21 protein-coding genes are annotated in these 25,393 nt (G+C 30.7%); 15 read left to right on the top strand and 6 right to left on the bottom strand.

Annotation, left to right across the window (positions count from 1 at the left end):
• Positions 1–207: 207 nt before the first annotated feature.
• From AB2B44_RS09055 to AB2B44_RS09095, 9 genes are all read left to right on the top strand, one after another.
• Positions 208–1,599 carry an anthranilate synthase component I family protein gene (locus tag AB2B44_RS09055; protein WP_369049258.1) on the top strand — a complete coding sequence of 464 codons (1,392 nt, stop codon included), beginning with the start codon at positions 208–210 and terminating at the stop codon, positions 1,597–1,599.
• An 82-nt stretch (positions 1,600–1,681) separates the two neighbouring features.
• The gene (locus tag AB2B44_RS09060; protein WP_369049259.1) at positions 1,682–2,263 is read left to right on the top strand and encodes an aminodeoxychorismate/anthranilate synthase component II; all 582 of its coding nucleotides are present in this window, start codon (positions 1,682–1,684) and stop codon (positions 2,261–2,263) included.
• Positions 2,264–2,329: 66 nt separating this feature from the next.
• On the top strand, positions 2,330–3,319 hold the full coding sequence (gene trpD, locus AB2B44_RS09065) for an anthranilate phosphoribosyltransferase (RefSeq protein WP_369049260.1): 990 nt from the start codon (positions 2,330–2,332) through the stop codon (positions 3,317–3,319).
• Between the two features lie 13 nt (positions 3,320–3,332).
• Entirely contained in the window at positions 3,333–4,121 is a 789-nt protein-coding gene (gene trpC, locus AB2B44_RS09070) for an indole-3-glycerol phosphate synthase TrpC (protein WP_369049261.1), read from the top strand.
• A 90-nt stretch (positions 4,122–4,211) separates the two neighbouring features.
• On the top strand, positions 4,212–4,856 hold the full coding sequence (locus AB2B44_RS09075) for a phosphoribosylanthranilate isomerase (RefSeq protein WP_369049262.1): 645 nt from the start codon (positions 4,212–4,214) through the stop codon (positions 4,854–4,856).
• Between the two features lie 4 nt (positions 4,857–4,860).
• On the top strand, positions 4,861–6,039 hold the full coding sequence (gene trpB / locus AB2B44_RS09080) for a tryptophan synthase subunit beta (RefSeq protein WP_369049263.1): 1,179 nt from the start codon (positions 4,861–4,863) through the stop codon (positions 6,037–6,039).
• Positions 6,040–6,068: 29 nt separating this feature from the next.
• Entirely contained in the window at positions 6,069–6,833 is a 765-nt protein-coding gene (gene trpA, locus AB2B44_RS09085; protein WP_369049264.1) for a tryptophan synthase subunit alpha, read from the top strand.
• Between the two features lie 97 nt (positions 6,834–6,930).
• A complete protein-coding gene (locus AB2B44_RS09090) occupies positions 6,931–7,305 on the top strand; it encodes a hypothetical protein (protein ID WP_369049265.1) in 375 nt (124 codons plus the stop codon).
• A gap of 60 nt (positions 7,306–7,365) precedes the next feature.
• Positions 7,366–8,397 carry a transporter gene (locus AB2B44_RS09095; RefSeq protein WP_369049266.1) on the top strand — a complete coding sequence of 344 codons (1,032 nt, stop codon included), beginning with the start codon at positions 7,366–7,368 and terminating at the stop codon, positions 8,395–8,397.
• Positions 8,398–8,468: 71 nt separating this feature from the next.
• On the opposite strand, the gene AB2B44_RS09100 is transcribed toward AB2B44_RS09095, so the two are convergent.
• Both AB2B44_RS09100 and AB2B44_RS09105 read right to left on the bottom strand, forming a co-directional pair.
• Complete coding sequence (locus AB2B44_RS09100; RefSeq protein ID WP_369049267.1) at positions 8,469–8,996, bottom strand: hypothetical protein; 528 nt, start codon at positions 8,994–8,996, stop codon at positions 8,469–8,471.
• Positions 8,997–9,028: 32 nt separating this feature from the next.
• Positions 9,029–12,526, bottom strand: coding sequence for a methylmalonyl-CoA mutase family protein (locus AB2B44_RS09105; protein WP_369049268.1), 3,498 nt, complete (start codon positions 12,524–12,526; stop codon positions 9,029–9,031).
• A 620-nt stretch (positions 12,527–13,146) separates the two neighbouring features.
• Here AB2B44_RS09105 and AB2B44_RS09110 point away from each other — a divergent pair.
• The 5 genes from AB2B44_RS09110 to AB2B44_RS09130 all read left to right on the top strand — a co-directional run bounded on the left by AB2B44_RS09110 (position 13,147) and on the right by AB2B44_RS09130 (position 17,132).
• Positions 13,147–15,141, top strand: a complete 1,995-nt coding sequence (locus AB2B44_RS09110) for a urocanate hydratase (RefSeq protein ID WP_369049269.1) — start codon at positions 13,147–13,149, stop codon at positions 15,139–15,141.
• A 19-nt stretch (positions 15,142–15,160) separates the two neighbouring features.
• A complete protein-coding gene (locus AB2B44_RS09115; protein ID WP_369049270.1) occupies positions 15,161–15,694 on the top strand; it encodes a DUF4136 domain-containing protein in 534 nt (177 codons plus the stop codon).
• 200 nt (positions 15,695–15,894) lie between these two features.
• A complete protein-coding gene (locus AB2B44_RS09120; protein WP_369049398.1) occupies positions 15,895–16,068 on the top strand; it encodes a DUF5522 domain-containing protein in 174 nt (57 codons plus the stop codon).
• A 42-nt stretch (positions 16,069–16,110) separates the two neighbouring features.
• Positions 16,111–16,818: a DUF4197 domain-containing protein gene (locus AB2B44_RS09125; protein WP_369049271.1), complete on the top strand. Its 708-nt coding sequence runs from the start codon at positions 16,111–16,113 to the stop codon at positions 16,816–16,818.
• A gap of 128 nt (positions 16,819–16,946) precedes the next feature.
• The gene (locus AB2B44_RS09130; RefSeq protein WP_369049272.1) at positions 16,947–17,132 is read left to right on the top strand and encodes a Lacal_2735 family protein; all 186 of its coding nucleotides are present in this window, start codon (positions 16,947–16,949) and stop codon (positions 17,130–17,132) included.
• Positions 17,133–17,171: 39 nt separating this feature from the next.
• On the opposite strand, the gene AB2B44_RS09135 is transcribed toward AB2B44_RS09130, so the two are convergent.
• The 4 genes from AB2B44_RS09135 to tsaD all read right to left on the bottom strand — a co-directional run bounded on the left by AB2B44_RS09135 (position 17,172) and on the right by tsaD (position 20,571).
• Positions 17,172–17,336 (bottom strand): Arc family DNA-binding protein, encoded by a 165-nt coding sequence (locus AB2B44_RS09135; RefSeq protein WP_369049273.1) that lies wholly within the window; start codon positions 17,334–17,336, stop codon positions 17,172–17,174.
• A gap of 47 nt (positions 17,337–17,383) precedes the next feature.
• Entirely contained in the window at positions 17,384–17,878 is a 495-nt protein-coding gene (locus AB2B44_RS09140) for a hypothetical protein (protein WP_369049274.1), read from the bottom strand.
• A 40-nt stretch (positions 17,879–17,918) separates the two neighbouring features.
• Complete coding sequence (locus AB2B44_RS09145) at positions 17,919–18,779, bottom strand: SPFH domain-containing protein (RefSeq protein ID WP_369049275.1); 861 nt, start codon at positions 18,777–18,779, stop codon at positions 17,919–17,921.
• 766 nt (positions 18,780–19,545) lie between these two features.
• The gene (gene tsaD / locus AB2B44_RS09150) at positions 19,546–20,571 is read right to left on the bottom strand and encodes a tRNA (adenosine(37)-N6)-threonylcarbamoyltransferase complex transferase subunit TsaD (protein WP_369049276.1); all 1,026 of its coding nucleotides are present in this window, start codon (positions 20,569–20,571) and stop codon (positions 19,546–19,548) included.
• 182 nt (positions 20,572–20,753) lie between these two features.
• Here tsaD and AB2B44_RS09155 point away from each other — a divergent pair, with 182 nt between their 5' ends.
• The gene (locus AB2B44_RS09155) at positions 20,754–25,166 is read left to right on the top strand and encodes a translocation/assembly module TamB domain-containing protein (RefSeq protein ID WP_369049277.1); all 4,413 of its coding nucleotides are present in this window, start codon (positions 20,754–20,756) and stop codon (positions 25,164–25,166) included.
• Positions 25,167–25,393 lie beyond the last annotated feature (227 nt).

The raw sequence follows: 25,393 nt of genomic DNA on the forward strand, positions 1-25,393 counted from the left end.
AAATGAACTAAAATTTTGCGCAATAAAAAATCTCTTTTTACATTTGCTAGCTCAATGATTAAAAAACAATATAACTGGTGGTGGAAAACTCTTAACTAATGTTAGTGAGACCATTCTGTTATGCATAATAATAAAAAAGGCTTATCTCATAAGATAAGCCTTTTTTTATATAAAAATTATTAAAGTTAAGCATTAAAATTTATTTGTGTGAAAAAAATACATTTTAAAACGATTAGTAAAACTCAAATTTCTGACACGGTTACCCCAGTAGGCTTGTACTTACGGTTACGCGATAAATATTATAATACCCTATTGTTAGAAAGTTCTGATTATCACAGTAAAGAAGAAAGTTTTTCTTTTATATGTATTGAACCAGTACTTTCTGTAAAGGTTAATAAAAATTTATTTTCGGTATATCATAAGGGGCATGAAACGAGTAAGCAAAACATCGATAAAAATTTTTACGAATTATTTGATGCATTTAGTAATTCAATACAACTAGATTGTGATAAAAGTATAAAATCTTTTAATGGATTGTATGGTTACACAACCTATGATAGTGTTCAGTATTTTGAAACGATAAAACTTAATAATCCAGATGCGCCTTCGGCAATTCCAGAAATGTATTATAGTTTTTATCGGTTTATTATTGCTATTAATCATTTTAATGATGAAATGACCCTAATAGAAAATATTGAAGAAAACACACAATCGCGTATTTTAGATATAGAAACTATAATTAAGGCACAAACCTTTGGTCCGCATAAATTTGAGATGTTAGAACAAGAAACATCTAATTGTACCGATGATGACTATAGAGCGTATGTAAAAAAAGCGAAAGAGCATTGTAAGCGTGGCGATGTTTTTCAGTTGGTGTTATCACGTCAGTTTCAGCAAAAATTTAAGGGAGATGAGTTTAATGTATATCGGGCGTTACGGTCTATAAATCCGTCACCCTATTTATTTTATTTTGATTATGGAAGCTTCAAATTAATGGGGTCTTCACCTGAAGCACAAATTAAAATTACAGCAAAAAAAGCCATTATAAATCCTATTGCAGGAACCTTTAGACGAACAGGTAATGTGGCAGATGATATTAAATTAGGGAAAAAATTATCTGAAGACAAAAAAGAAACTGCAGAACACGTTATGTTGGTCGATTTGGCGCGTAATGATTTAAGTAAGTATGCCAAAAATGTTACTGTTGAAGTGTTTAAAGAAATACAATATTTTAGTCATGTAATACATTTAGTTTCTACTGTACAAGGCGAAATTAAAGGAAATCCAATAAAAATTGTTGGGGCTACTTTTCCTGCGGGGACTTTAAGTGGCGCACCAAAATATAAAGCGATGGAATTGATTGATACTTACGAAAATCAAACTCGTGGTTTTTACGGCGGAGCGGTAGGTATTATTGGGTTAGATGGTTCGGTAAACTTAGCCATTGCCATTCGTTCGTTTGTGAGTAAAAACAACGTATTGTATTATCAAGCAGGTGCAGGAATTGTAATTCATTCAAACGAAGAAAACGAATTACAAGAAGTAAATAACAAGTTAGCAGCGCTAAAAAAAGCATTAGTGTTGGCAGAAAAAATATAAAATTAAAATAAATCTATAAGTAGCTATTGAAAAACCTATTTTTTTCTAAATACTTATAATCTTAATATTGAATACTACAAATATGAAAATATTAATACTCGATAATTACGACTCGTTTACCTATAATTTGGTACACTACGTAGAAGATATTACAGGTAAGTTACCCGATGTATATCGTAATGATGAAATTACGGTAACGGCGATTCAAAAATACGATGTTATTATTTTATCACCAGGCCCTGGAATTCCTGATGAAGCAGGTATTTTAAAAGAAGTTATTAAAACCTATGCAGGTAAAATTCCGATTTTTGGCGTGTGCTTAGGGCTGCAAGCCATTACAGAAGTTTTTGGTGGTGAATTAGAAAACTTAAACGAAGTTTTTCATGGGGTTGCTACAGAAATGACAGTTACTAAAAACAATATGGTTACCTTTAAAAATATACCTCAAAAGTTTGAAGCAGCTCGTTACCACTCTTGGATTGCTTCTCATAATAACTTTCCAGAAGAGCTAGAAATAACCGCCGTTGACGAAGATAAAAGTATTATGGCGTTACGCCATAAGAACCATTTTATTGAAGCGGTGCAATTTCATCCAGAAAGTATTCTTACCCCTGAAGGCAAAAAAATGATTCGAAATTTTATAGAAGGCGTAAAGAACAAATAGAAGCTATTTCGATTACAACTAAACGATTTTTAAATTTACTACACTCAATCTAATCAAAATGATAAGATGAAACAAATATTAAATATTTTATTCGAACAAAAACGACTAACCAAACAACAAGCAAAAGAAGTATTAATAAACATTGCACAAGAAAAATATAACGATGCGCAATTAGCTTCTTTTATGACTGTTTTTATGATACGTCCTATTACTGTTAATGAACTTTCAGGTTTTAGAGAAGCTTTAAAAGAACTAGCTATAAAAGTAGATTTATCAGATTTTAATACGATTGATATTGTAGGTACTGGCGGTGATGGAAAAAACACATTTAACATATCAACGTTAACCTCTTTTGTAGTTGCTGGTACGGGGCAAAAAGTAGCTAAACATGGTAATTATTCTGTGTCTTCACAATCAGGCTCTTCAGACATGTTAGAGAGTTTTGGTTATGAGTTTACTAATAACCAAGATACTTTAAAGCGTCATTTAGAAAAAGCGAATATTTGCTTTTTACATTCGCCAAAATTTCATCCAGCAATGAAAGCAGTTGGTCCAACAAGAAAAGCATTAAAGTTAAAAACCTTTTTTAATATATTAGGACCGTTGGTAAATCCAAGTTCGCCTCAAAATCAATTATTAGGTACCTTTAATATTGAAGTTGCTCGATTGTACAATTATATTTTACAAAATGAAAACAGTAATTACGGAATTGTACATGCACTTGATGGGTATGATGAAATTTCATTAACAAGCGGGTTTAAGTTTTATACAAAAAATACAGAAAATTTAATAATTCCAGAAGATTTAGGAATGGATAGATTAGATCAAAAAGCTATTTATGGAGGAAATTCGGTTGCCGATGCAGCTAAAATATTTAAGTCTATTATTAATGGAAAAGGAACTAAAGCACAAAATAATGTAGTATTAACTAATGCAGCCTTTGCATTGAAAACTATTGATAATCAGAAGAGTTTTGAAACTGCTTTTGAGCAAGCAAAAGACTCTTTATTAGGCTTAAAAGCAAAACAATGTTTAGATAGGTTAGTAGCCAATTAAAAGTAATATTAAAATGACTATTTTAGATAAAATAATAGCCTTTAAAAAGAAAGAAATAACTAAGATAAAAGCTGAAGTTTCAGTTAAAAAATTAGTAGAAAGCCCCAGTTTTAAAAGACAACCAATTTCGTTAAAACAATCATTAATTGATCCTTATTCAACAGGAATTATTGCCGAATTTAAACGTCAATCACCATCGAAAGGAATTATTAATGATAAAGCAACGGTTACCGAAGTTACTAACGGATATTTAACGGCTAATGTGGCTGCACAATCAGTTTTAACTGACACCTCATTTTTTGGAGGTACTATGGCAGATTTGATGGAGGCGCGTAGTGTTAACCAAATTAAACCTATTTTAAGAAAAGATTTTGTGGTTGACGGATTTCAAATAGTTGAAGCCAAAGCCATTGGTGCCGATGCTATTTTGTTAATAGCAACCTGTTTAACACCAAAAGAATTGAAAAATTATGGACAGTTAGCAACTGATTTAGGCTTAGAAGTGTTGTATGAAATACATACTCAAGAAGATTTAGATAAAATTTCAGATTTAGACGGTAAAATTATAGGTATTAATAATCGAAATTTAAAAACATTTAAAGTAGATTTAGAAAATTCACTTGCCTTGGCAAATCAAATTCCGTCAAATGCAGTAAAAGTTTCTGAAAGCGGTATTTCAGACCCAAGAATTATTATGGGATTAAAAGAATATGGCTTTCAAGGTTTTTTAATTGGAGAAAATTTTATGAAAACCGAAGATCCAGGAGAAGCTTGTCAAGAATTTATTGAGCAAATAAGGTAAGTAAAAGCATTATTTTTGCATAAAAACAATAACGAAATAACTTAACCTATTTAGTAATACTAAGAAACGATGAAGTTAAAAGTGTGCGGTATGAAATTCGTAGAAAATATTCAAAAAGTAGCAGAGCTACAACCTGATTATTTAGGGTTTATTTTTTATGAAAAATCGCCAAGAAATTTTGAAGGAATTATACCTGAACTTTCAAAACAAACTAAAAAAGTAGGTGTTTTTGTTAATGAGTATATAGAAATTGTAGTTTCGTTAATTCAAGAGTACCAATTCGATTTAGTACAGTTGCATGGGGGTGAAAGCGTAACGTATATTAAACAATTAAAAGAAGCATTACACCAATTTGAAGACAAAAACCAAAAAGCGATTGAAATTATTAAAGTGTTTGAAATCAAAGATGAATTTAATTTAGACACTTTAAAACCTTTTGAAAATGAAGTTGATTACTTTTTGTTTGATACCAAAGGAGAACGACGAGGAGGTAATGGTATAACCTTTAACTGGCAAGTTTTAGAAAAATACAATTCAACAAAACCGTATTTTTTAAGTGGTGGAATTGGATTAGAACAAATAGACGAATTAGACCTGTTTTTTAAAAAACCAGCATCTAAATATTGCTATGCTATTGATGTAAATAGCAAGTTTGAGGCAAAACCAGGTGTAAAATTAATAGATAAATTAAAAGAGTTTAAGGCATATAGCCAAGAACTTACAGCTAAAAGCTAATGATATGAAATTTGAACCAGATAATAATGGCTATTATGGGCAATTTGGGGGTGCATTTATTCCAGAGTTGCTTTATCCTAATGTAAAAGAATTAGAAGATAATTACTTACAGATAATTAATTCTAAAGAGTTTCAAACAGCCTATAAAGATTTATTAAAAAACTATGTAGGTCGTCCAAGTCCGTTGTATTTAGCCAAACGATTATCGGCAAAATACGGAGCAACCATTTATTTAAAACGAGAAGATTTAAATCATACAGGGGCACATAAAATAAACAATACAATAGGGCAAATTTTAATAGCCAAACAACTTAATAAAACTAAAATTATTGCAGAAACAGGAGCAGGTCAACATGGGGTGGCAACAGCAACGGTGTGTGCTTTGATGAATTTAGAATGTATTGTTTTTATGGGTGAAACTGATATTAAAAGACAAGCCCCTAATGTAGCTCGTATGAAAATGTTAGGAGCTAAAGTAATACCAGCTGTTAGCGGAAGTAAAACCTTAAAAGATGCAACTAATGAAGCAATTCGTTATTGGATACAACACCCCGATACGTATTACTTAATTGGCTCGGTGGTTGGCCCGCATCCATATCCAGATATGGTGGCGCGTTTACAAGCAGTAATTTCAGAAGAAATGAAAGTACAACTCAAAGAACAAACAGGTAAAGAAAATCCAGATACTATTATCGCTTGTGTAGGCGGAGGTAGTAATGCTGCAGGAGCTTTTTATCATTATTTAAATGATAAAGATGTAGAATTAATTGCTGTAGAAGCAGCCGGTTTAGGTGTACATTCTGGTGAAAGTGCCGCTACTTCGCAATTGGGTGAAGTAGGCGTAATTCACGGTAGTAAAACCATTTTAATGCAAGATGAATACGGGCAAATTATAGAACCTTATTCTATTTCAGCAGGGTTAGATTATCCTGGGGTAGGGCCTTTACACGCATACTTACACGAAACAAAACGTGCAAAATTTATGAATGCTACAGATAAAGAAGCCTTAGCGGCAGCATATGAATTAACGAGAATGGAAGGAATTATTCCTGCTCTAGAAAGCGCACATGCTTTAGCCGTATTGCCAAAACTATCGTTACAAAAAGAACAGGTAGTGGTTGTAAACTTATCAGGTAGAGGCGATAAAGATTTAGAAACCTATACTAAACACTTGAGTTATTAACCTACAGCTATTGATTAAACCCATTAAAAATGAATTCAATTCAAAATATATTTAACCAAAAAGAAAATAATTTACTATCTATTTTTTTTACGGCAGGTTTTCCAAAACTAACAGATACCACAAAAATAATTACTGAGTTAAGCAATAGCGGAGTTGATTTTATTGAAGTAGGCTTACCTTATTCTGACCCACTAGCTGATGGACCTACTATTCAATACAGTAGTCAGTTAGCTTTAGAAAACGGGATGAATCTCGATGTGGTTTTTGAACAATTAACTTCTATAAAAAACACAAATAAAACACCTTTGGTGTTAATGGGCTATGTAAACCAAATGATAAAATATGGTAAAGATGCCTTTTGCAAAAAGGTAAGAGATTGTGGAATTGACACTGTTATTATTCCTGATTTACCTATGGTTGAATACGAAAATCACTATCATGAGTTGTTTAAGAGCTACGGAATAACCAACGTGTTTTTAATTACTCCGCATACTTCTGAAGAGCGTATTCGAAAAATAGATGCGTTAACAGAAGCTTTTATTTATGTGGTTGCATCAGCATCTATTACAGGGGCAAAAGGTGAAATTTCTAAAGAACAAATAGCATATTTTACAAGAATTAAAGCCATGAATTTACAAAGTAAACTAATTGTAGGTTTTGGTATTTCTGATAAAAAAACATTTGCTACCGCTTGTAATTATATGAATGGCGCTATTATAGGTTCAGCATTTATTAAAGAAATAGAAAAAAATGGAGTAGCAGGAATTTCTGACTTTATTTCAATAATTATTTAGCGAATAAAAAAAGAGTAATATGTACTTTTGCACTTGGGTAATTTCCAGTAAAATTTAAACAGAAAGTATTTTTATTTAAATGTTTATTACTGAGTATATGAAAACAAAAATAGCAATTGGGCTTTTACTTATTTTTTGTTCGTTAGAAATAAGACCCATATTGCCGTTTATAGACTATTGCCTAAACTACCAATATATTTCACAAGTTTTATGTGTTAATAAAGATAAGCCAGAATTACATTGTAATGGTAAATGTTATTTAAACAAAGAGCTTAAAAAAGTACAAGAAACAGAAAAAAACAATAAAAAAATACCTCGAGTAGAATGGGAAAAAATACCTACAATATTACAAAGTGAATTAAAATTTAACTTTAACAATCTTAATTACTTTTTTAAAAAGCTTTTCTTTTTTTATAACTTTTTTTCAGAAGGCTTAACCGTTTCTCCGCCTACACCACCGCCTAAAATTTAATTGAAAACATAATTTAAAATTCTAAAAAAATAATTTCAATTAATAAACAAAATACAAATAATGAATAAATCAATTTTGCTCATTACAGGTGTTCTATTGCTTAGCGTTAACACCTTAATAGCACAACACCAAATAAAAACAGCTAGACCTGATGCACATGCCCCTATAAGTGTAATGGGAGACCATAATCATAAAAAAGGAGGATTAATGTTTTCGTATCGAAATATGCCGATGTGGATGAAAGGTAATTTAAATGGCGACACTAAAGTTTCTAATGAAGAAATTTATCAAAATTATATGACAGCTCCACAAAAAATGGAAATGAATATGCATATGTTTAGTGTTATGTATGGAGTTTCTAATAAAGTAACCCTTATGGTTATGGCAAATTACCTAACAAACCATATGGATTTAACCATGAGAATGATGGGGCAAGACACTAATTTTTCAACTGAATCAAAAGGTTTTGGAGATGTATCATTATCAGGGTCGATACGTATTTATAGTAAAAATAAGCAATCTTTGCAAGGTAATATAGGTGTTTCTATACCTACAGGAAGTATTGATAACCGCGATAATACCCCTATGAAAAATAATGCTTTGTTAGGCTATCCAATGCAGTTGGGTAGTGGAACTTGGGATCCAATGTTAGGGGTTACATATCTTGGTAAATCAGAAACCTTTTCTTGGGGATTACAACCTAAATATATATTTAGAATAGGTGAAAACGCTAGAAATTATACATTAGGCAATCAGCTAAATGTAGTTGGTTGGGGCGCTTTAAAAGTTTCTGACTTTTTTAGTTTTTCTACTAGTTTAAGCTATTTTAATATAGAGAAAACAAAAGGAAATGATGCAGAAATGAACCCAAAAATGATGCCTTTGTATAATACAGAAAACTCAGGTAGAAGCCAAGTAGATGTTGGTTTAGGAACAAATATTTATTTACCTAAAGGAAGTTTAAAAAATTTGCGATTTGCATTAGAAGTAAAACTTCCTGTTTACCAAAAAGTAAACGGAATTCAAATGAAAAATAGTTTCGCTACGATGTTTGGAATTCAATATGCAATAGGGCATAAACATCATAAATAAATAGCGTTTTATTTAAACGTTTAGGTTTAAAAAAAATTCCTAATGTATCTGATACATTAGGAATTTTTTGTTTATTTCGTTTTAGCCCCTATAAAATGTTGTTCTTTTAGTTTAAACAACACGTTAAAAGTTGTTAAGCTACCGTAAATACGGGTTATATATTGTTGTAAATCAATTTTGTCTTGATCGTCTAATGTTGTGCTAGCATTTATTTTTTGTTCCATTACTCTAATTCTGTCACGCACCATAACAATTTTATGAAAAAAAGTATCAATAGGTATTTCTTTAGAAGCTAAATTGGTATCGCTAGGTTCTAAAATTAATTTACCTCCTTTCCATTTATCGGCAATATAAACAACTTCAGACACATCACTATATCGTTTTAAAATGCTTCGAAGTGTTTTTTCTACATCGTAAAAACTTACTACATCTAGTTCGTCTTTAACAGCTTCAATAACATCAAAATCGCTATTTATTTCTATTGTTTCTAACCCTTTTTCTTGAAAAGTGACCCAATAATGTTTGTTATCTACATTAGTAACCACGCCAAAACCAAATTCAGGGTGATTAATTCTTGAGCCAATTCCTAAAATTTCCATATTGTTTAATTTTTTATTTATAAATATTGGTGTTACATGTTTCTTCGATATTGACCACCTACTTCAAATAAAGAAGTGGTAATTTGCCCTAACGAACAAATTTTGGTAGCCTCCATTAATTTTTCAAAAATATTTTTATTATGTATCGCAGCTTTTTGAATTTCAGCAAGTTCTTGAACCACGTTTTCTTTATTTGCTTTATTTAGGTTTTCTTTGGTTTTAATTTGAAATTGTTTTTCGGCTTCTGTTGCACGTATAACTTCTTGTGGGGTTACTGTTGGCGATCCTTTAGAGCTTAAAAAAGTATTTACCCCAATAATAGGGTATTTACCTGTATGTTTTAAGGTTTCGTAGTATAAACTTTCTTCTTGAATTTTAGAGCGTTGGTACATGGTTTCCATGGCTCCTAAAACCCCGCCACGTTCTGTAATTCTGTCAAATTCAGCTAATACAGCTTCTTCTACTAAATCGGTTAGTTCTTCAATAATAAAAGCACCTTGAATTGGGTTTTCGTTTTTAGCCAGCCCTAACTCTTTATTAATAATTAACTGAATAGCCATTGCTCTACGTACAGATTCTTCTGTTGGTGTAGTAATAGCTTCGTCATATGCATTGGTGTGTAATGAGTTACAGTTGTCGTAAATGGCATATAAAGCTTGTAATGTTGTACGAATATCGTTAAAGTCAATTTCTTGAGCGTGTAGTGAACGTCCAGAAGTTTGAATATGATATTTTAACATTTGTGCTCTCGAATTTGCCCCGTATTTATATTTTAAAGCTTTTGCCCATATTTTACGAGCTACACGACCAATAACAGCATATTCAGGGTCAATACCATTAGAGAAAAAGAATGATAAGTTTGGTCCAAACTTATTAATATCCATTCCTCTTGATAAATAGTATTCTACATAGGTAAATCCGTTAGCTAAGGTTAAAGCTAATTGTGTAATTGGGTTTGCTCCTGCTTCTGCAATATGGTATCCAGATATAGAAACTGAATAAAAATTTCGTATGTTTTTGTCAATAAAATATTCTTGAACATCACCCATTAACCGCAATGCGAATTCGGTAGAAAAAATACAGGTGTTTTGAGCTTGATCTTCTTTTAAAATGTCTGCCTGAACCGTGCCACGCACCTGATTTAAGGTGTTGGCTTTAATTTCGGCATAGGTATTGGCAGGTAAAATTTGATCTCCTGTAATACCCAACAAAAGTAATCCTAATCCGTTATTACCTTCGGGTAGGTTGCCATTATATTTAGGGCGTTCTAACCCTTTGTCATCATATAACTCTTTAAGTTTTAGGTCAACCTTTTTTTCTAATTTATGCTCTTTAATATATTTTTCACAATTTTGATCTATAGCGGCATTCATAAAAAAGCCTAGTAACATTGGCGCAGGTCCGTTAATGGTCATCGAAACCGAAGTCATAGGATGGCTTAAATCAAAACCAGAGTATAATTTTTTAGCATCGTCTAAACAACAAATAGAAACCCCAGCATTTCCAATTTTACCATAAATGTCGGGTCTATATCCAGGGTCGTGTCCGTATAGGGTAACCGAATCAAAAGCGGTTGAAAGACGCTTTGCAGGCATGCCTAAACTTACATAATGAAAACGGCGGTTGGTACGTTCTGGACCTCCTTCGCCAGCAAACATACGAGTAGGGTCTTCTCCAGTGCGTTTAAATGGGTATAAACCAGAGGTATATGGAAACTCTCCAGGAACATTTTCTTGTAAATTCCAACGTAATAAATCACCCCAAGCTTGGTATTTTGGTAATGCTACTTTTGGAATTTTTGTGTGCGAAAGCGATTCGGTATACGTTTCTATTTTAATTTCTTTATCCCGTACTTTAAATGAATAAGTAGGGTTTTTGTATTTTTTTACTTTTTCTTGCCAGGTTAAAATAATTTCCCAATTATAAGGGTCTAGGTTTAGTTTTATTTTATCAAACTGAGCAAATAATAATTTTACGAAAGGTTGTTCGTTATTTTCAACTTGTTGTAAAATTTTATCTTGGTCAATTCCGTTTTTGGTAAGAAACGATTGTGTTGTTTCTTTACTAATTATAGATAAAATGGTTTGATAAACACCATATAATTTTTGAGCGACTTTTACCTGTTCGTTTACCTTTTTATCGTAGGTTCGGTTGTTTTCTGAAATTTCTGATAAATAGCGGGTTCTGTTAGGAGGAATTACAAATATTTTTTCAGACATTTCTTTAGTAACCTCAAAATTAGATTGTAAATGAGCGCCTGTTTTTTCAACCAATTTACCCATAATAGCTTTGTATAATGAGTTCATTCCAGGGTCGTTAAATTGAGAGGCAATAGTGCCAAAAACAGGTACGTCATCTATTGGTGTATCCCATAAATTATGGTTTCGCAGGTATTGTTTTTTTACGTCGCGTAGTGCATCTAAAGCTCCGCGTTTATCAAACTTATTAATAGCTACCAAATCAGCAAAATCTAACATGTCAATTTTTTCTAATTGTGTAGCAGCACCAAATTCAGGCGTCATTACATATAACGACATGTCTGAGTGTTCTGTAATTTCTGTATCAGATTGTCCGATACCTGAGGTTTCTAAAATAATTAAATCAAATTCAGCCGCCTTTAAAACTTCGATAGCTTCATTTACATGTTTTGATAAAGCTAAATTTGATTGACGAGTTGCTAACGAGCGCATATATACACGATCGTTGTTAATGGCATTCATACGAATTCGGTCGCCTAACAAGGCTCCGCCCGTTTTTCTTTTAGATGGGTCAACAGATAATAACCCGATTGTTTTTTTAGGAAAATCAATTAAAAAACGGCGTACCAATTCGTCTACTAAACTCGATTTTCCTGCTCCACCTGTGCCTGTAATTCCTAAAACTGGAGTAGAGACTTCATTTGGCTTTTTAGAGAACGAAGAATTCCACTTTTCATTAAATATTTTTTCAAAATCACTATGGTTGTTTTCAGCTAAAGAAATTAACCTTGCTATAGTGTTAACATTTTTGTTTTTTAAGTTTTCTAAAACTTTTTTTTGTCCTAAATTCAACAACCAAGTACCATCTTCATTACAAATTCTGCCTTCTTTTGAAAGGCTGTCTGAGGTTTTTACTAAATCGTTAATCATACCCTGTAAGCCTAGTTCACGACCATCATCGGGCGAATAAATACGGGTGATACCGTAATGCATAAGTTGTTTAATTTCTTCAGGAAGAATTACACCACCACCACCACCAAATATTTTAATATGTTCAGCTCCTTTTTCTTTTAATAAATCGTACATGTAGGTAAAATATTCATTGTGTCCACCTTGATAAGAAGTCATAGCAATAGCATTGGCATCTTCTTGTATAGCACAGTTTACAACCTCTTCAACACTTCTGTCGTGCCCTAAATGAATAACTTCAACCCCAGTAGATTGAATAATTCGACGCATAATGTTAATGGCGGCATCGTGTCCGTCAAATAAAGAAGCTGCAGTTACAATTCGTATTTTATGTTTGGGTTTATAGGGAGCTATTTGTTCCATTGATGAGTAATCTGTTTTTTTAGGATTGCAATTTAATAAATCTTAACAAAGAGCAGGTAAATATAAAGAGTTAAAAATACCTATAAATAACTGGTAAATGCCCAAAGTTTTCTTTTTTTAAGATAGTAAAGATTAGCTTCGTTTATATATGCTTCTTTTTCAAAACTTATATTTTTATAAGCTATGTAGCTATTTTTGTATCTAATAAATTTAAATAACCATTCTAGTACATAAAAAAGATAGAAGAAAATAATAAGTAATTCGAGTTGTTGTTTTAAATGAATTTTTTCATGATTTAATAACGTTTTGTTTTTAGTTAATTTTTTTTGTTTTAAAAAAATAAAAGGATACAGGGTTATTCCTGTAAATCCATTAGGAACAATATATTTAAAAACAATAATTATCATATAATTAGCTATGCAATTATTTTACCAAAATAAATATCTTTGTGTAAATGTCAAATAAAATGAGTTTTTTAACGTTAAAATACAAAAAGAAAATTGAGGCTCAGTATCATAGAGCAGATATTCGTTACCCATAGTTTTTCATTTTTTTATGCAAATACTACTTGAAAGTAGTACAAGTTTTTAAAATTGATTAAAATCTTAACCGTATATAAAATGACTTTTAAAGAACAAATAATACAAGGGATTCCAGCGATATTACCTCCAAATAAAGAGTACGATGTTTCTATAAATCACGCCCCTAAACGTAAAGAAATTTTAACCCATCAAGAAAAAAAGTTAGCCTTACGTAACGCACTACGTTATTTTGATAAAAAACACCACGCAACATTACTTCCTGAATTTGCTGATGAATTAGAAAAATACGGACGTATTTATATGTACCGATTTCGTCCAGACTATAAAATGTACGCTCGTTCTATTAATGAATATCCAGGAAAATCAGAGCAAGCAAAATCTATTATGGTAATGATTCAAAACAATTTAGATTATGCCGTAGCACAACATCCTCATGAGTTAATAACTTATGGTGGCAATGGTGCTGTTTTTCAAAATTGGGCACAATATTTACTAACCATGCAGTATTTGTCAAAAATGACGAATAAACAAACTTTGGTAATGTATTCAGGGCATCCGATGGGGTTATTTCCCTCGCATAAAGATGCTCCAAGAGTTGTTGTTACTAACGGAATGATGATTCCGAATTATTCAAAGCCAGATGATTGGGAAAAATTTAATGCTTTAGGCGTTACTCAGTATGGGCAAATGACTGCAGGGAGTTATATGTATATTGGTCCACAAGGTATTGTTCATGGAACAACCATTACAGTGTTAAACGCATTTAGAAAAATACAAAAGTCGCCAAAAGGAAGTTTATTTGTAACTGCTGGATTAGGCGGTATGAGTGGTGCGCAACCTAAAGCAGGAAACATTGCAGGTTGTATTACAGTTTGTGCAGAGGTAAACCCAAAAATAACACAACTTCGTTTAGATCAAGGATGGATTGATGAAAAAATTACCGATTTAGATGAATTAGTAAATCGTGTTAGAAAAGCGAAAGAAAATCAAGAAGTTGTATCATTAGCTTATTTAGGAAATGTGGTAGATGTGTGGGAGAAATTTGATAAAGAAAATATTTTTATTGATTTAGGCTCAGACCAAACCTCGTTGCATAATCCCTGGGCAGGGGGGTACTATCCCGTTGGTATGTCGTTTGAAGAAGCTAACGACATGATGGCAAATAATCCAGAATTATTTAAAGAAAAAGTACAAGAAACTTTGCGACGTCATGCAAAATCTATTAATAAACACACTAAAAAGGGAACTTATTTTTTCGATTACGGTAATGCCTTTTTGTTAGAAGCAAGTAGGGCAGGGGCTGATGTAATGAACCCCAATACTACTTTAGAACGCGAGTTTAAATACCCTAGTTATGTGCAAGATATTATGGGGCCGATGTGTTTTGATTATGGTTTTGGACCTTTTCGCTGGGTGTGTGTTTCATCAAACCCAAAAGATTTAGCTAAAACAGATGCAATTGCTTGTAAAGTATTAGAGAAAATTATGAAAAAGTCTCCTGATGAAATTCAACAGCAAATGGCAGATAATATACAATGGATTAAGGGGGCGCAAGAAAATAAATTGGTTGTAGGTTCTCAAGCACGTATTTTATACGCTGATGCAGAAGGACGTATAAAAATAGCTAAAGCTTTTAACAAGGCTATAAAAAAGGGCAAAATAGGTCCTGTAGTTTTGGGGCGCGATCATCATGATGTTTCAGGAACCGATTCTCCATATCGTGAAACGTCTAATATTTACGATGGTTCTCGCTTTACCGCCGATATGGCAATACAAAACGTAATTGGCGATAGCTTTAGAGGAGCTACTTGGGTTTCTATTCATAATGGAGGAGGTGTAGGATGGGGAGAGGTTATTAATGGTGGATTTGGCATGTTTCTTGATGGAACTAAAGATGCTTTAAAGCGTTTAAAATCAATGCTTTTTTGGGATGTAAATAACGGAATTGCAAGACGTAGTTGGGCGCGAAATAAAGAGGCTGTTTTTACAATTAAGCGCGCTATGAAAACCGAAAAAAAATTACAAATAACATTGCCTAATATAGTAGATGAGGCATTATTAGATAGAATATAAAAATTAAAACACTAACATCATGAAAATAATTAAATTGCTTTTTTTACCCGTTGTAGTTTTATTAATGAGCTCATGTAGCTCTATACAAGTGGCTACAGATTACGATTCGAAAACAGATTTTAACCAGTATAAAACTTTTGCTTTTTATAAAAAAGGAATTGATAAATCAGCAATTTCTGATTTAGACAAAAAACGTATTATGCGAGCTATTGAAGCAGAGTTATTAGCTAAGGGAATGACAAAATCTTCGTCGCCAGATGTATTGGTAAATTTGTATGCTAAGTCGCGCGAGCGTGTTAATGTCGATGATAATTTTTATGGCGGATTTTATTATCCTTGGTATTATGGTGTAAACCCAATAACTGTTTCACAGTATACTGAAGGTACTTTGTTTATTGATTTATTAGACGCTAATAAAAAAGAATTAGTATGGCAAGGTATTGGTACTGGAGCATTAAGTTCGGGCGGAAGTGTTGAGCAAAAAGAAGCCCTTATTAAAGAGTTTGTAGAACAAATAATGGCAAAATACCCTCCAGAAAGCACTAAAAAGTAAGTAATTTAGTTTGCTAAAAAAGACATATTAAATCAGAAATATATAAAACTGATTTAATATGTCTTTTTTTTAATGATATTTGCGTGATGAAATCTTAATAATAAGTACATAAAAAATTAAAGTAGTTATTTTTATAAATTAGGTACGTGCGTAAATTTATGGCTACTGGTTTTTTTAAGATTTTAATAATTACTAAAATAATTTGTTTGAGAAATAAAATATTAAAGCCTTTGCCTAATGAATACTATATTAACGAACAAGGGTATCGGGTTTTTAAAGAAGCCTATCATTTACGAAGAGGATATTGTTGTAAAAGTGGTTGTAAACATTGCCCTTATGGATATGACAAAAATACAGACCGTTTAAAAAAATAAGCGATAAAGTTTAATAGTGTTTACAACACAAAATTTATAAAAATGAAAAAAATTATAATTTTAGTATTAGCATTACAATTTTTAGGATGCGCAGAACTGCAAAATGTAGTTAATCAGTTACCACAAGGAGGGGTATTAACACAACAACAAATAGGAGAAGGGTTACGTCAAGCTTTAGATAATGGAATTGAAAATCAGGTAAGTAAACTTACGGCAACTGATGGGTTTTATAAAAATGATTTAGTAAAAATTTTGCTACCCCAACAACTACAAGCCGTAGATAAAGGTTTACGCAGTATAGGTTTAGGTAATTTAGCCGATCAAGGGTTAAAAGCAATAAATAGAACTGCCGAAGATGCTGTAAAAACAGCGACTCCTATTTTTGTAAATGCGGTTAAACAAATTACCTTTACCGATGCTAAAAATATTTTATTAGGAGCTGATGATGCGGCTACCTTGTTTTTAAAACAAAAAACATCTTCAGCATTATATAAAGAGTTTAATCCTGTAATTAAAAATTCGTTTGCTAAAGTAGGCGCTGATAAGATTTGGGAAAATTTAATTACCCAATATAACAGTATTCCATTTGTACAAAAAGTAAACCCAGATTTAACCGATTATGTAACTACAGAAGCCTTAAAAGGAGTTTTTACAATGATAGCTGTTGAAGAAAAAGGGATACGTGAAAAAGTAGGGTTGCGAAATACAGCCTTATTACGTCAAGTTTTTGCATTACAAGACAATAGATAAGGATAACTATAACTAAAGTTTTTTTTGTTTGTTAAAAAAAGTTTAAATTCAAATCTTACTTTCCAAAAAATTTTATAGTATCTAAATATTTGTGTATATTTAGAATCCTTTTTTAAAACGAACAAAAAATGTCTAGGATTACTCAATTACGAAGGTATATGAAACACCTTGAAGAGAGATATAGTGAACTAGTAGAAAGAGCTGATAATTATAAACATATAGATGAATGTAAAAGTGATCGTTCGGCGTTTAAGGCGATGAAAGTGTTAGAAAAACTGAATCGGCTTAGGTATTTAGATCGTGAGTATATTTAAGTTTTAAAATGTTTTTTTAGAGGGTAGCGTCTTCAAAATTTATTTCTCTTTTTTATTTATTTCTCTTTTAGCGTTTTTAAGTGATTGCATAAGTATCCATTCGATTTGTCCATTGGTAGAACGAAATTCGTCAGCAGCCCATTTTTCAATTGCTTTGAGCATTTCTTCGTTGATGCGTAGTGCAAATGCTTTCTTTTTTGCCATACTGTTAGTTATAACTAAAACTTTTAGTTGTGTAAAATAAATATTTTTTATTGTATTTTACATTGGTAGGTTTTTAAAACCTGTCTAGCATTATTTTCTTTTTGTGTGCCAATTAATAGTTTTTTGCCGTTTTTTAACTCTAATTGAATACCAATATCCCCACTTATGTTGATGGCGGTTCCTTTCTTTTTATTCCAAGGCCAACTACTTTTTAAGCCCCAGCCGCCATATTCAGTAATAGCATCGTATTTTCTAATATATGCTTTATTAATTTGGTGCCATTTTTTTGTTCTAAATTTTAAGTGAAAGGGAAAAAATTGATAGTGTATTCCATATTCATCAATTCTAGTTTTCAATTTAAAAAAGAAAATAAAGCAGGTTGCAAAAATTATGATACCTACTACCGTTAAAGAGGTTAATACATCTATTTTATGGTTAAGGTAATTTTTTATAATAATAATTAAAGGAGCTATTGTACTAATTATTATTAAAATAATTAACCAAGTTTGTGTAAATCGTTGTTCTTCTTTAAAAACTTTCATTTTTCATGTTTTGTTAACCCAAAACCTTGTGATACTATTTTTAATGATTTAAAGTTCCTGTGTTTACAACAGGTGAAGCTTCTTTATCTCCACATAAAATCACTAATAAATTACTAACCATAGCAGCTTTACGTTCTTCATCTAAATCTACAATTTCTTTTTTGTTTAATTCTTCTAAAGCCATATCTACCATGTCTACAGCACCTTGTACAATTTTATGACGGGCAGCTACAATAGCAGTTGCTTGTTGGCGTTTTAACATTGCACTTGCAATTTCTTGAGCATATGCTAAATATCCAATACGGGCTTCTAGCACTTCAATACCAGCAATAGCTAAACGTTCTTCTAATTCTTTTTCTAATGTTTCACTAACTTCATTTACACTTGAACGCAAGGTAATATCTTCTTCATGTCCTTCATCTGCAAAATTGTCGTAAGGGTACATGCTTGCTAATTTTCGAACAGCAGCATCAGTTTGTACACGAACAAAGTTTTCGTAATTGTCAACATCAAAAGCAGCCTTATAAGTCTCTGTAACCCGCCATACTAAGATAGTTGAAATCATTACGGGGTTACCTAGTTTATCATTTACTTTTAAGCGTTCGCTGTCAAAATTACTGGCTCGTAGCGAAATAGTTTTTTTTCTGTATAATGGATTTGCCCAATGCAGTCCATTTTGTTTTACGGTGCCTACGTATTTTCCAAAAAACAATAGAATTTTTGATGAATTTGGATTTACCAAAATAAACCCTAACGATAAAATAAAAGCAATAACACTTAGCCCAATATAAAAAGGGGTTCCACTTTTTAAAGTTAAGGAAATACCTGTGACAAAAAGGATAAGAACAATAAAAAACATAACATATCCATTTTTAGGTTTTATAATTTTTTCTTCTTTCATGATTTGTTTTTATTTAAATTGATATTAAAATGATATCACAAAGATATAATATAATTTTATACATGTGCTAACTTTTTTGAAAAATCATGTTATAATATATTTATCATTTTATTCAAGATCAATTTTTTACATTAAAAATATTGGAGCTTTTAGTTCTTCAATTTATATAACCACTATATAAAAAGGTTAGAAAATAGATAAAGGATGTTATTGAGTATAGTGGTTATATAAAAGGTTTAATATATAGGGATTAAAATGAAAATTATTTACCTGTCCATGTAAATAATTAGAAAAAATAAAGCTTATATTTAGTGAAATTGTTAAACGATATTTTTTGTTAAAACGATGTTAATCTTTACGGTGTTGTTTTTTACAGAATTAGGTTATTTGTAACTTTGCGTTGTAAATTGCTGATGACTTATTTTAGGCTGATTAAAAAATGGTCTAAATGCTTTTTTAAAAGTATAATGTTAACTTAAAACGATAAAAAAATAGGTCAAATTATTGAACTAATAATATTTTAAAAAATATTGAAAAAGTAACACAATTTTATATAAAAAGTTTCGTTATTATTTATAAGATATAGCTGTTTACATTTAAATAGAGTTGTATTATTACTAAGAAGAAAAAACTATACGTTGTTTTAAGACGGTAAGAAAGAAAAATATTTGAAGATAGCCCTTTGTATGGTGAACCCATAAATATTTCTTAATTGGAATTTTTTTGGGTTTACTTTTTTTATGTAACCACCCTAAGTTGTTGTTTTTTATTCATTTACTTTTAAACGTGCCTGTGCGGTTACAGAAACGTCTGCATGTAAATCATTTATATATTTAAAATATCCACTAATAGCAATCATAGCTGCATTATCTGTAGTATATTCAAATTTAGGAATATAGGTTGTCCATCCCCAATGTTTTTGAGCGTATAACAATCTTTTTCTAATTTCTGAATTTGCAGAAACGCCGCCTGCTATAGCTACATGAGTTATTCCTGTTTTTTTTACAGCATTTTTAAGTTTGTCTATTAAAATTTCTACAATTGTATACTGTATTGAAGCACAAATGTCATATAAATTTTCTTTAATAAAATTTGGGTTTTCTTTTTCCTTTTTTTGAATAAAGTATAAAATAGCTGTTTTTAATCCACTAAAACTAAAATCTAAATCGCCTACTTTGGGTTTCGAAAAAGAAAAAGCCTTTTGATTGCCTAGTTGTGCGTATTTGTCAATTAATGGTCCTCCAGGGTAGGGAAGTCCTAAAATTTTTGCTGATTTATCAAAAGCCTCTCCAACAGCATCGTCTATAGTTTCGCCTAAAATTTCCATATCAAAATAATCATTTATTCTTACAATTTGTGTATGCCCACCACTAATGGTTAAACAAATAAATGGAAAAGGAGGTGTGTTGGTGTTTTCTTCTTTTATAAAATGGGCTAAAATATGCGCTTGCATGTGGTTTACAGCTATTAATGGAATATTTAAGCCTAAGGCTAATGATTTGGCAAAAGAGGTGCCTACTAATAAAGACCCCATTAAACCAGGGCCTTTAGTAAAAGCAATAGCATTTAATTGATTTTTATTAATTTTTGCTTCAATTAGGGCTTGTTGAACAACAGGTACAATGTTTTGTTGATGCGCTCTTGATGCTAATTCAGGAACAACCCCTCCATATTTTGAATGTACTTCTTGGTTAGCAACAACATTGCTTAATACCTTTTTATTACAAATTACAGAAGCACTTGTATCATCACAAGAACTTTCGATGCCTAATATGTATATCGAGTTTTTCAAGCTTTCATCATTTTAAAAAACAAAAATATTCATTATACGCTATATATTCGTTAAAATTGAATTTTCTTTGTGATTAAATGCAATATTTTTGATAATTGCTCTTTACATTTGTATAACCTTTTAAAGCGCTAAAAATCATTAAAAAAAGAATAAAAATAGTAATAAAATGGTTAGGGTATTTTGTGCTCTTACTTTTTTTATTATTATTTTTAGTATCATCACTACCTGTTGTACAAACAAAATTAGCAGAAGTTGCCACATCTAGGTTAAGTAAAGATTATGGTGTTGACCTTAAGGTGGATAAGATTAACCTATCGTTTTTAGGGAGTGTACAGTTAAAAGATGTGGAAATTCGTGATCATCATAAAGACACGCTTATTTTTGTTAACCATTTAAATACCTCAATACTTAATTTTAAGCGCATTTTAGATAATAAAGTAAATCTAGCAGATGTAACTTTAAATGGTGTTTATTTTAAGATGAAAACCTATAAAGGAGAAAAGCAAGATAACTTAACGCTTTTTATAGAAAGTTTTGAAGATGAAAAACCTAGAGATAGTGTAACTCCTTTTGTTTTAAAAACAAAAAACATCTATGTCAACAACTTAAATTTCGAATTGCTAGATGAAAATAAGCAATATCCGATTCAATTTTCAGCAGCTAATGCAGGAGGTCTTATTCAAAACTTTTATTTAAACGGCCCTAATATTTCGGCTGATATTAGAGGTTTATATTTTATTGATAATAGAGGGTTAAAAATCACCAATTTAACAACCGATTTTACTTATACAAAAAAGCAAATGCTTTTTGCTAATACAACTTTAAAAACCAATAACACTTCAAATCTTAAGGCAGACATTAAGTTTACCTATAATCGAGAAGATTTTAGAGATTTTTCAGATAAAGTAAAAATTAAGGCTCATTTTAAATCGAGTAAACTTTCATTAACAGATTTAAATAAATTATATAGAGAGTTAAAAGGTAATGATTTGTTATTTTTTAAAGGTGATGTCGACGGAACGTTAAATAATTTTAGCGCCAATAATATTAATTTGCAATCTAAAAATGGTATGCGTGTAATTGGCGATATGCATTTTTTAAACGCACTTAATAACCAAAGAGGGTTTGTTTATAATGGTAAATTAGATAAGGTAACAGCAAATTATTTTCAGTTAAAAAATTTACTACCTAATTTATTAGGAAAAACCTTGCCAACTGATTTTAAAAAATTGGGCAATTTTACTCTTTCAGGACTCGTAAAAGTTACCCCAGTACAAATGAAAGCTACAGTAAGTGTAAGCTCTAAAATAGGAAGTATTAATTCTGATTTACACCTTACTAATATAGATAATATAGATAATGCTAAGTATGACGGAAAAGTTGAATTTAAAAAATTTGATTTCGGAATTTTTGCAAACGATTCTATACTAGGTAAAGCATCGTTAAAAGCCGATGTGCAAGGAAGCGGATTTAAAATAGATAATATTAATACTTCTGTAGTAGGTAATATTTCTGAATTAGAATTTAAAGGGTATAATTATAAAAATTTAGAGGTAAATGGGCAGTTTCAAAATAAAAAATTTGATGGTATAATTAATGCTAAAGATGAAAATCTAAAAATGAATTTTGAGGGGTTAGCAGATTTATCATCCGAAATAAGCAAATTTGATTTTAAAGCAGATATAGCTAAAATAGATTTAAAAAAAACAAATTTATTTACTAGAGACAGTATAGCTGTGTTTAAGGGTAAAATTATAGTTGATGCCAAAGGAAACACCTTTGATGATATGGTTGGTAAGGCCATTTTTAACGATATAAATTACACCAATCAAAAACAAGCATACATTTTTAAAAATTTTAATGTAATTTCTACAATTAAAGATAGTGTTAAAACGATAACGGTAGATTCTAAAGATATAATAGAAGGAGAGTTAAAAGGAAAATTTACCTTTAAAGAATTGTTTAAAATGTCTCAAAATGCATTGGGGAGTGTATATACAAACTATCAACCCTATTTGGTGCGACCTAATCAATTTATAGACTTTAATTTTACGATTTATAATCAAATTGTTGATGTATTTTTTTCAAAAATTTCTATAGGTAGCGACACAAAAATAAAAGGGAAAATTAAGTCTGACGACAATTCGTTACGACTTACATTTTCTTCGCCTAAAATTAATGCATACGACAATTTATTAGATACGGTTGTTTTACGGATGGATAATAAGAACCCGTTATATAATACACACTTAACAGCTAAAAGAATACATACAAAATACTACGATTTAAATAAATTAAATCTGTTGAACAGAACGGTTAATGACACGTTGTATTTTAAATCTGTTTTTGAAGGTGGAATAGAAAATAAACAAAGCTTTAACCTTGATTTTTTCTATACCATTAATAACAATCAAAAATCAGTAATAGGTATTCAAAAATCAACATTTAATTATCAAGGTTTTAACTGGATAATTAATCCAAAACAAGATAATCAAAATAAAATAACGTTCGATTTAAAACAAAACGAATTTATCTTTAATCCCTTTACATTAGCTACCGTTGACGAAAAGCAAAAAATAATTTTTAAAGGCAATATAAATGGATCTGCTTACAAAGATCTACAGGCCAATTTTACGAATGTAAATTTAAAAAGTTTTTTACCCCCTATAGATAATCTAAATTTAGAGGGTAATTTAAATGGAGTAGTAGATTTTTCTCAAAAAACAGGTAGCTATAATCCCAATGCGAAGCTCACAATTAATAATTTTTATATAAACAATCAATCACAAGGAGATTTTACACTTGAAGCAGAGGGTAATAATTCGTATAAAAATTATAAAGTAAACCTCTTACTAGAAAAAGATAATACTAAAAATATTGCTGTAACCGGTAATGTTGATTTTGCACAAGAAAGCCCTACGCTAGATGTATTGGGTTCTTTTAATAACTATGAAATAGAAGCTTTTAGTCCGTTAGGAGAAGATGTGTTATCGAACCTAAGAGGGCGAGTAACAGGCGATTTTTCGGCAAAGGGGCTTTTGATAAATCCTGATTTCGAAGGAATGTTACATTTTGAAGACGCAGGGTTAAGTTTTCCGTATTTAAATATTGATTTTGATTTAAAAAATAATCCAGATGTAACCCTTAAAGATCAATCATTTATTATAAAAAATGCAATTCTTCAAGATACAAAATATAATACGCAAGGAACCTTAAAAGGAAGTATTACCCATCAAAATTTTACGCAATGGTTTTTAAATCTAGCCATTAATACAGATAACTTACTGGTGCTAGACACTAAAGAGCAAGAAGAAGTACAATATTATGGAACAGCTTTTTTAAACGGTGGGGCAACCATACAAGGGTTAACCAGTAATTTAACTATTGATGTGGCTGGTAAAACCAATCCAAATACAGTATTTGTTATTCCGTTAAGCGATATAAAAACAATTGATAATTACAGGCTTATTCATTTTAATTCAGAAAAACGAGATAGCATAAAAAGTGTAAACATAGAAAAAATTAAAGGACTAGATTTAAATATTAATTTAGATGTTACTAAAGATGCCACTGCACAAGTGGTTATCGATAAAGCATCAGGAAGTGAGTTAAAAGGGCAAGGAACTGGAAATTTACAAATAGAAATTAACACCCGAGGCAAATTTAACATGTATGGCGATTTTGAAGTAGACAAAGGGGTTTATAATTTTAAATATGGCGGAATTATAAATAAACCTTTTACGGTAGAAAAAGGAGGTACTATTTCTTGGAATGGAAACCCGTTTGATGCCGAACTTAATATTACGGCAGTATATAGAACAAAAGCAAACCCTGCAAAACTGCTCGAAAATATTCAAACAAGTCGAAAAATACCAGTAGATTTATATACAAAAATTACAGGAGGGTTATTTAACTCTAAACAAGAGTTTGATATTAGTATTCCTAATGCCGATTCAACAGTTTCGTCAGAATTAGAATTTGTATTAAACGATAATGATCCTAATAGAAAGATGCGTCAGTTTTTTTCATTGTTATTAACAGGTAGTTTTTTTAACGAAGAAAATTTAGGAAGCAATGCTTCTTCTGGTTTAGCAGGTACGGCATCTGATTTAATAGCCAATGTGCTTACCGATGTTTTAAATAGCGGTGATGGTAAAATTCAACTAGGGTTAGGATATACTCAAGGCGATAAAAGTAATCTTGATTATTTAATAGATAATCAGGTTGATGTTTCACTTTCTACCCAATTAAGTAATCGAGTAATTATTAATGGTAAAGTAGGTATACCTGTTGGAGGTAATACCCAAACAAGTGTTGCTGGCGATTTAAAAATAGAGGTATTATTAAATCCGCAAGGTAATTTTAGAGCCGTTGTTTTTAATCGTCAAAATGAAATACAATATTCCCCTTTAGAAGAGGAGGGTTATACACAAGGTTTAGGGTTGTCTTATCAGGTAAACTTTAATAAGTTGTCAGATTTAATACGAAAAATAGGTGTAAAAAATAAAAAGAAAGACACTGTAAAAAGTAAAATAAAAGATACTATTTTAACGCCTCATAAAAAATTAATTAACTACAAAAACAAAAACAATTAAATTTTATGTTTTTTGCATTGATAATTTATTAATTGATGTTAATAATTATAAAAAAAAAGCAGTTACTTTGTGGTGAATGTATTGCTTTGTTTTTTCAAGAATAAAGAGAAGCATATCTTGTTAAAAATAGGGCATTTTTTAAAGAAATAGATAGCCTAAAATACTAGCTAAAGTCGAAATCGATTTCGTAATTTTTTGTCGATTTATTACGTAAATTTAGGTAATTT

The sequence above is a fragment of the Tenacibaculum sp. UWU-22 genome (genome assembly GCF_041021355.1).
Lineage (GTDB): Bacteria > Bacteroidota > Bacteroidia > Flavobacteriales > Flavobacteriaceae > Polaribacter.

Excerpts from the sequence above, each read along its gene's own strand:
- AB2B44_RS09105 (WP_369049268.1), bottom strand. The coding sequence starts at position 12,526 with ATGGAACAAATAGCTCCCTATAAACCCAAACATAAAATACGAATTGTA.
- AB2B44_RS09095 (WP_369049266.1), top strand. The coding sequence starts at position 7,366 with ATGAATAAATCAATTTTGCTCATTACAGGTGTTCTATTGCTTAGCGTT.
- AB2B44_RS09100 (WP_369049267.1), bottom strand. The coding sequence starts at position 8,996 with ATGGAAATTTTAGGAATTGGCTCAAGAATTAATCACCCTGAATTTGGT.
- AB2B44_RS09075 (WP_369049262.1), top strand. The coding sequence starts at position 4,212 with ATGAAATTCGTAGAAAATATTCAAAAAGTAGCAGAGCTACAACCTGAT.
- AB2B44_RS09125 (WP_369049271.1), top strand. The coding sequence starts at position 16,111 with ATGAAAAAAATTATAATTTTAGTATTAGCATTACAATTTTTAGGATGC.
- AB2B44_RS09145 (WP_369049275.1), bottom strand. The coding sequence starts at position 18,779 with ATGAAAGAAGAAAAAATTATAAAACCTAAAAATGGATATGTTATGTTT.
- AB2B44_RS09110 (WP_369049269.1), top strand. The coding sequence starts at position 13,147 with ATGACTTTTAAAGAACAAATAATACAAGGGATTCCAGCGATATTACCT.
- trpD (WP_369049260.1), top strand. The coding sequence starts at position 2,330 with ATGAAACAAATATTAAATATTTTATTCGAACAAAAACGACTAACCAAA.
- AB2B44_RS09130 (WP_369049272.1), top strand. The coding sequence starts at position 16,947 with ATGTCTAGGATTACTCAATTACGAAGGTATATGAAACACCTTGAAGAG.
- trpA (WP_369049264.1), top strand. The coding sequence starts at position 6,069 with ATGAATTCAATTCAAAATATATTTAACCAAAAAGAAAATAATTTACTA.
- AB2B44_RS09115 (WP_369049270.1), top strand. The coding sequence starts at position 15,161 with ATGAAAATAATTAAATTGCTTTTTTTACCCGTTGTAGTTTTATTAATG.
- trpB (WP_369049263.1), top strand. The coding sequence starts at position 4,861 with ATGAAATTTGAACCAGATAATAATGGCTATTATGGGCAATTTGGGGGT.
- trpC (WP_369049261.1), top strand. The coding sequence starts at position 3,333 with ATGACTATTTTAGATAAAATAATAGCCTTTAAAAAGAAAGAAATAACT.
- AB2B44_RS09090 (WP_369049265.1), top strand. The coding sequence starts at position 6,931 with ATGAAAACAAAAATAGCAATTGGGCTTTTACTTATTTTTTGTTCGTTA.
- AB2B44_RS09135 (WP_369049273.1), bottom strand. The coding sequence starts at position 17,336 with ATGGCAAAAAAGAAAGCATTTGCACTACGCATCAACGAAGAAATGCTC.
- AB2B44_RS09140 (WP_369049274.1), bottom strand. The coding sequence starts at position 17,878 with ATGAAAGTTTTTAAAGAAGAACAACGATTTACACAAACTTGGTTAATT.
- AB2B44_RS09060 (WP_369049259.1), top strand. The coding sequence starts at position 1,682 with ATGAAAATATTAATACTCGATAATTACGACTCGTTTACCTATAATTTG.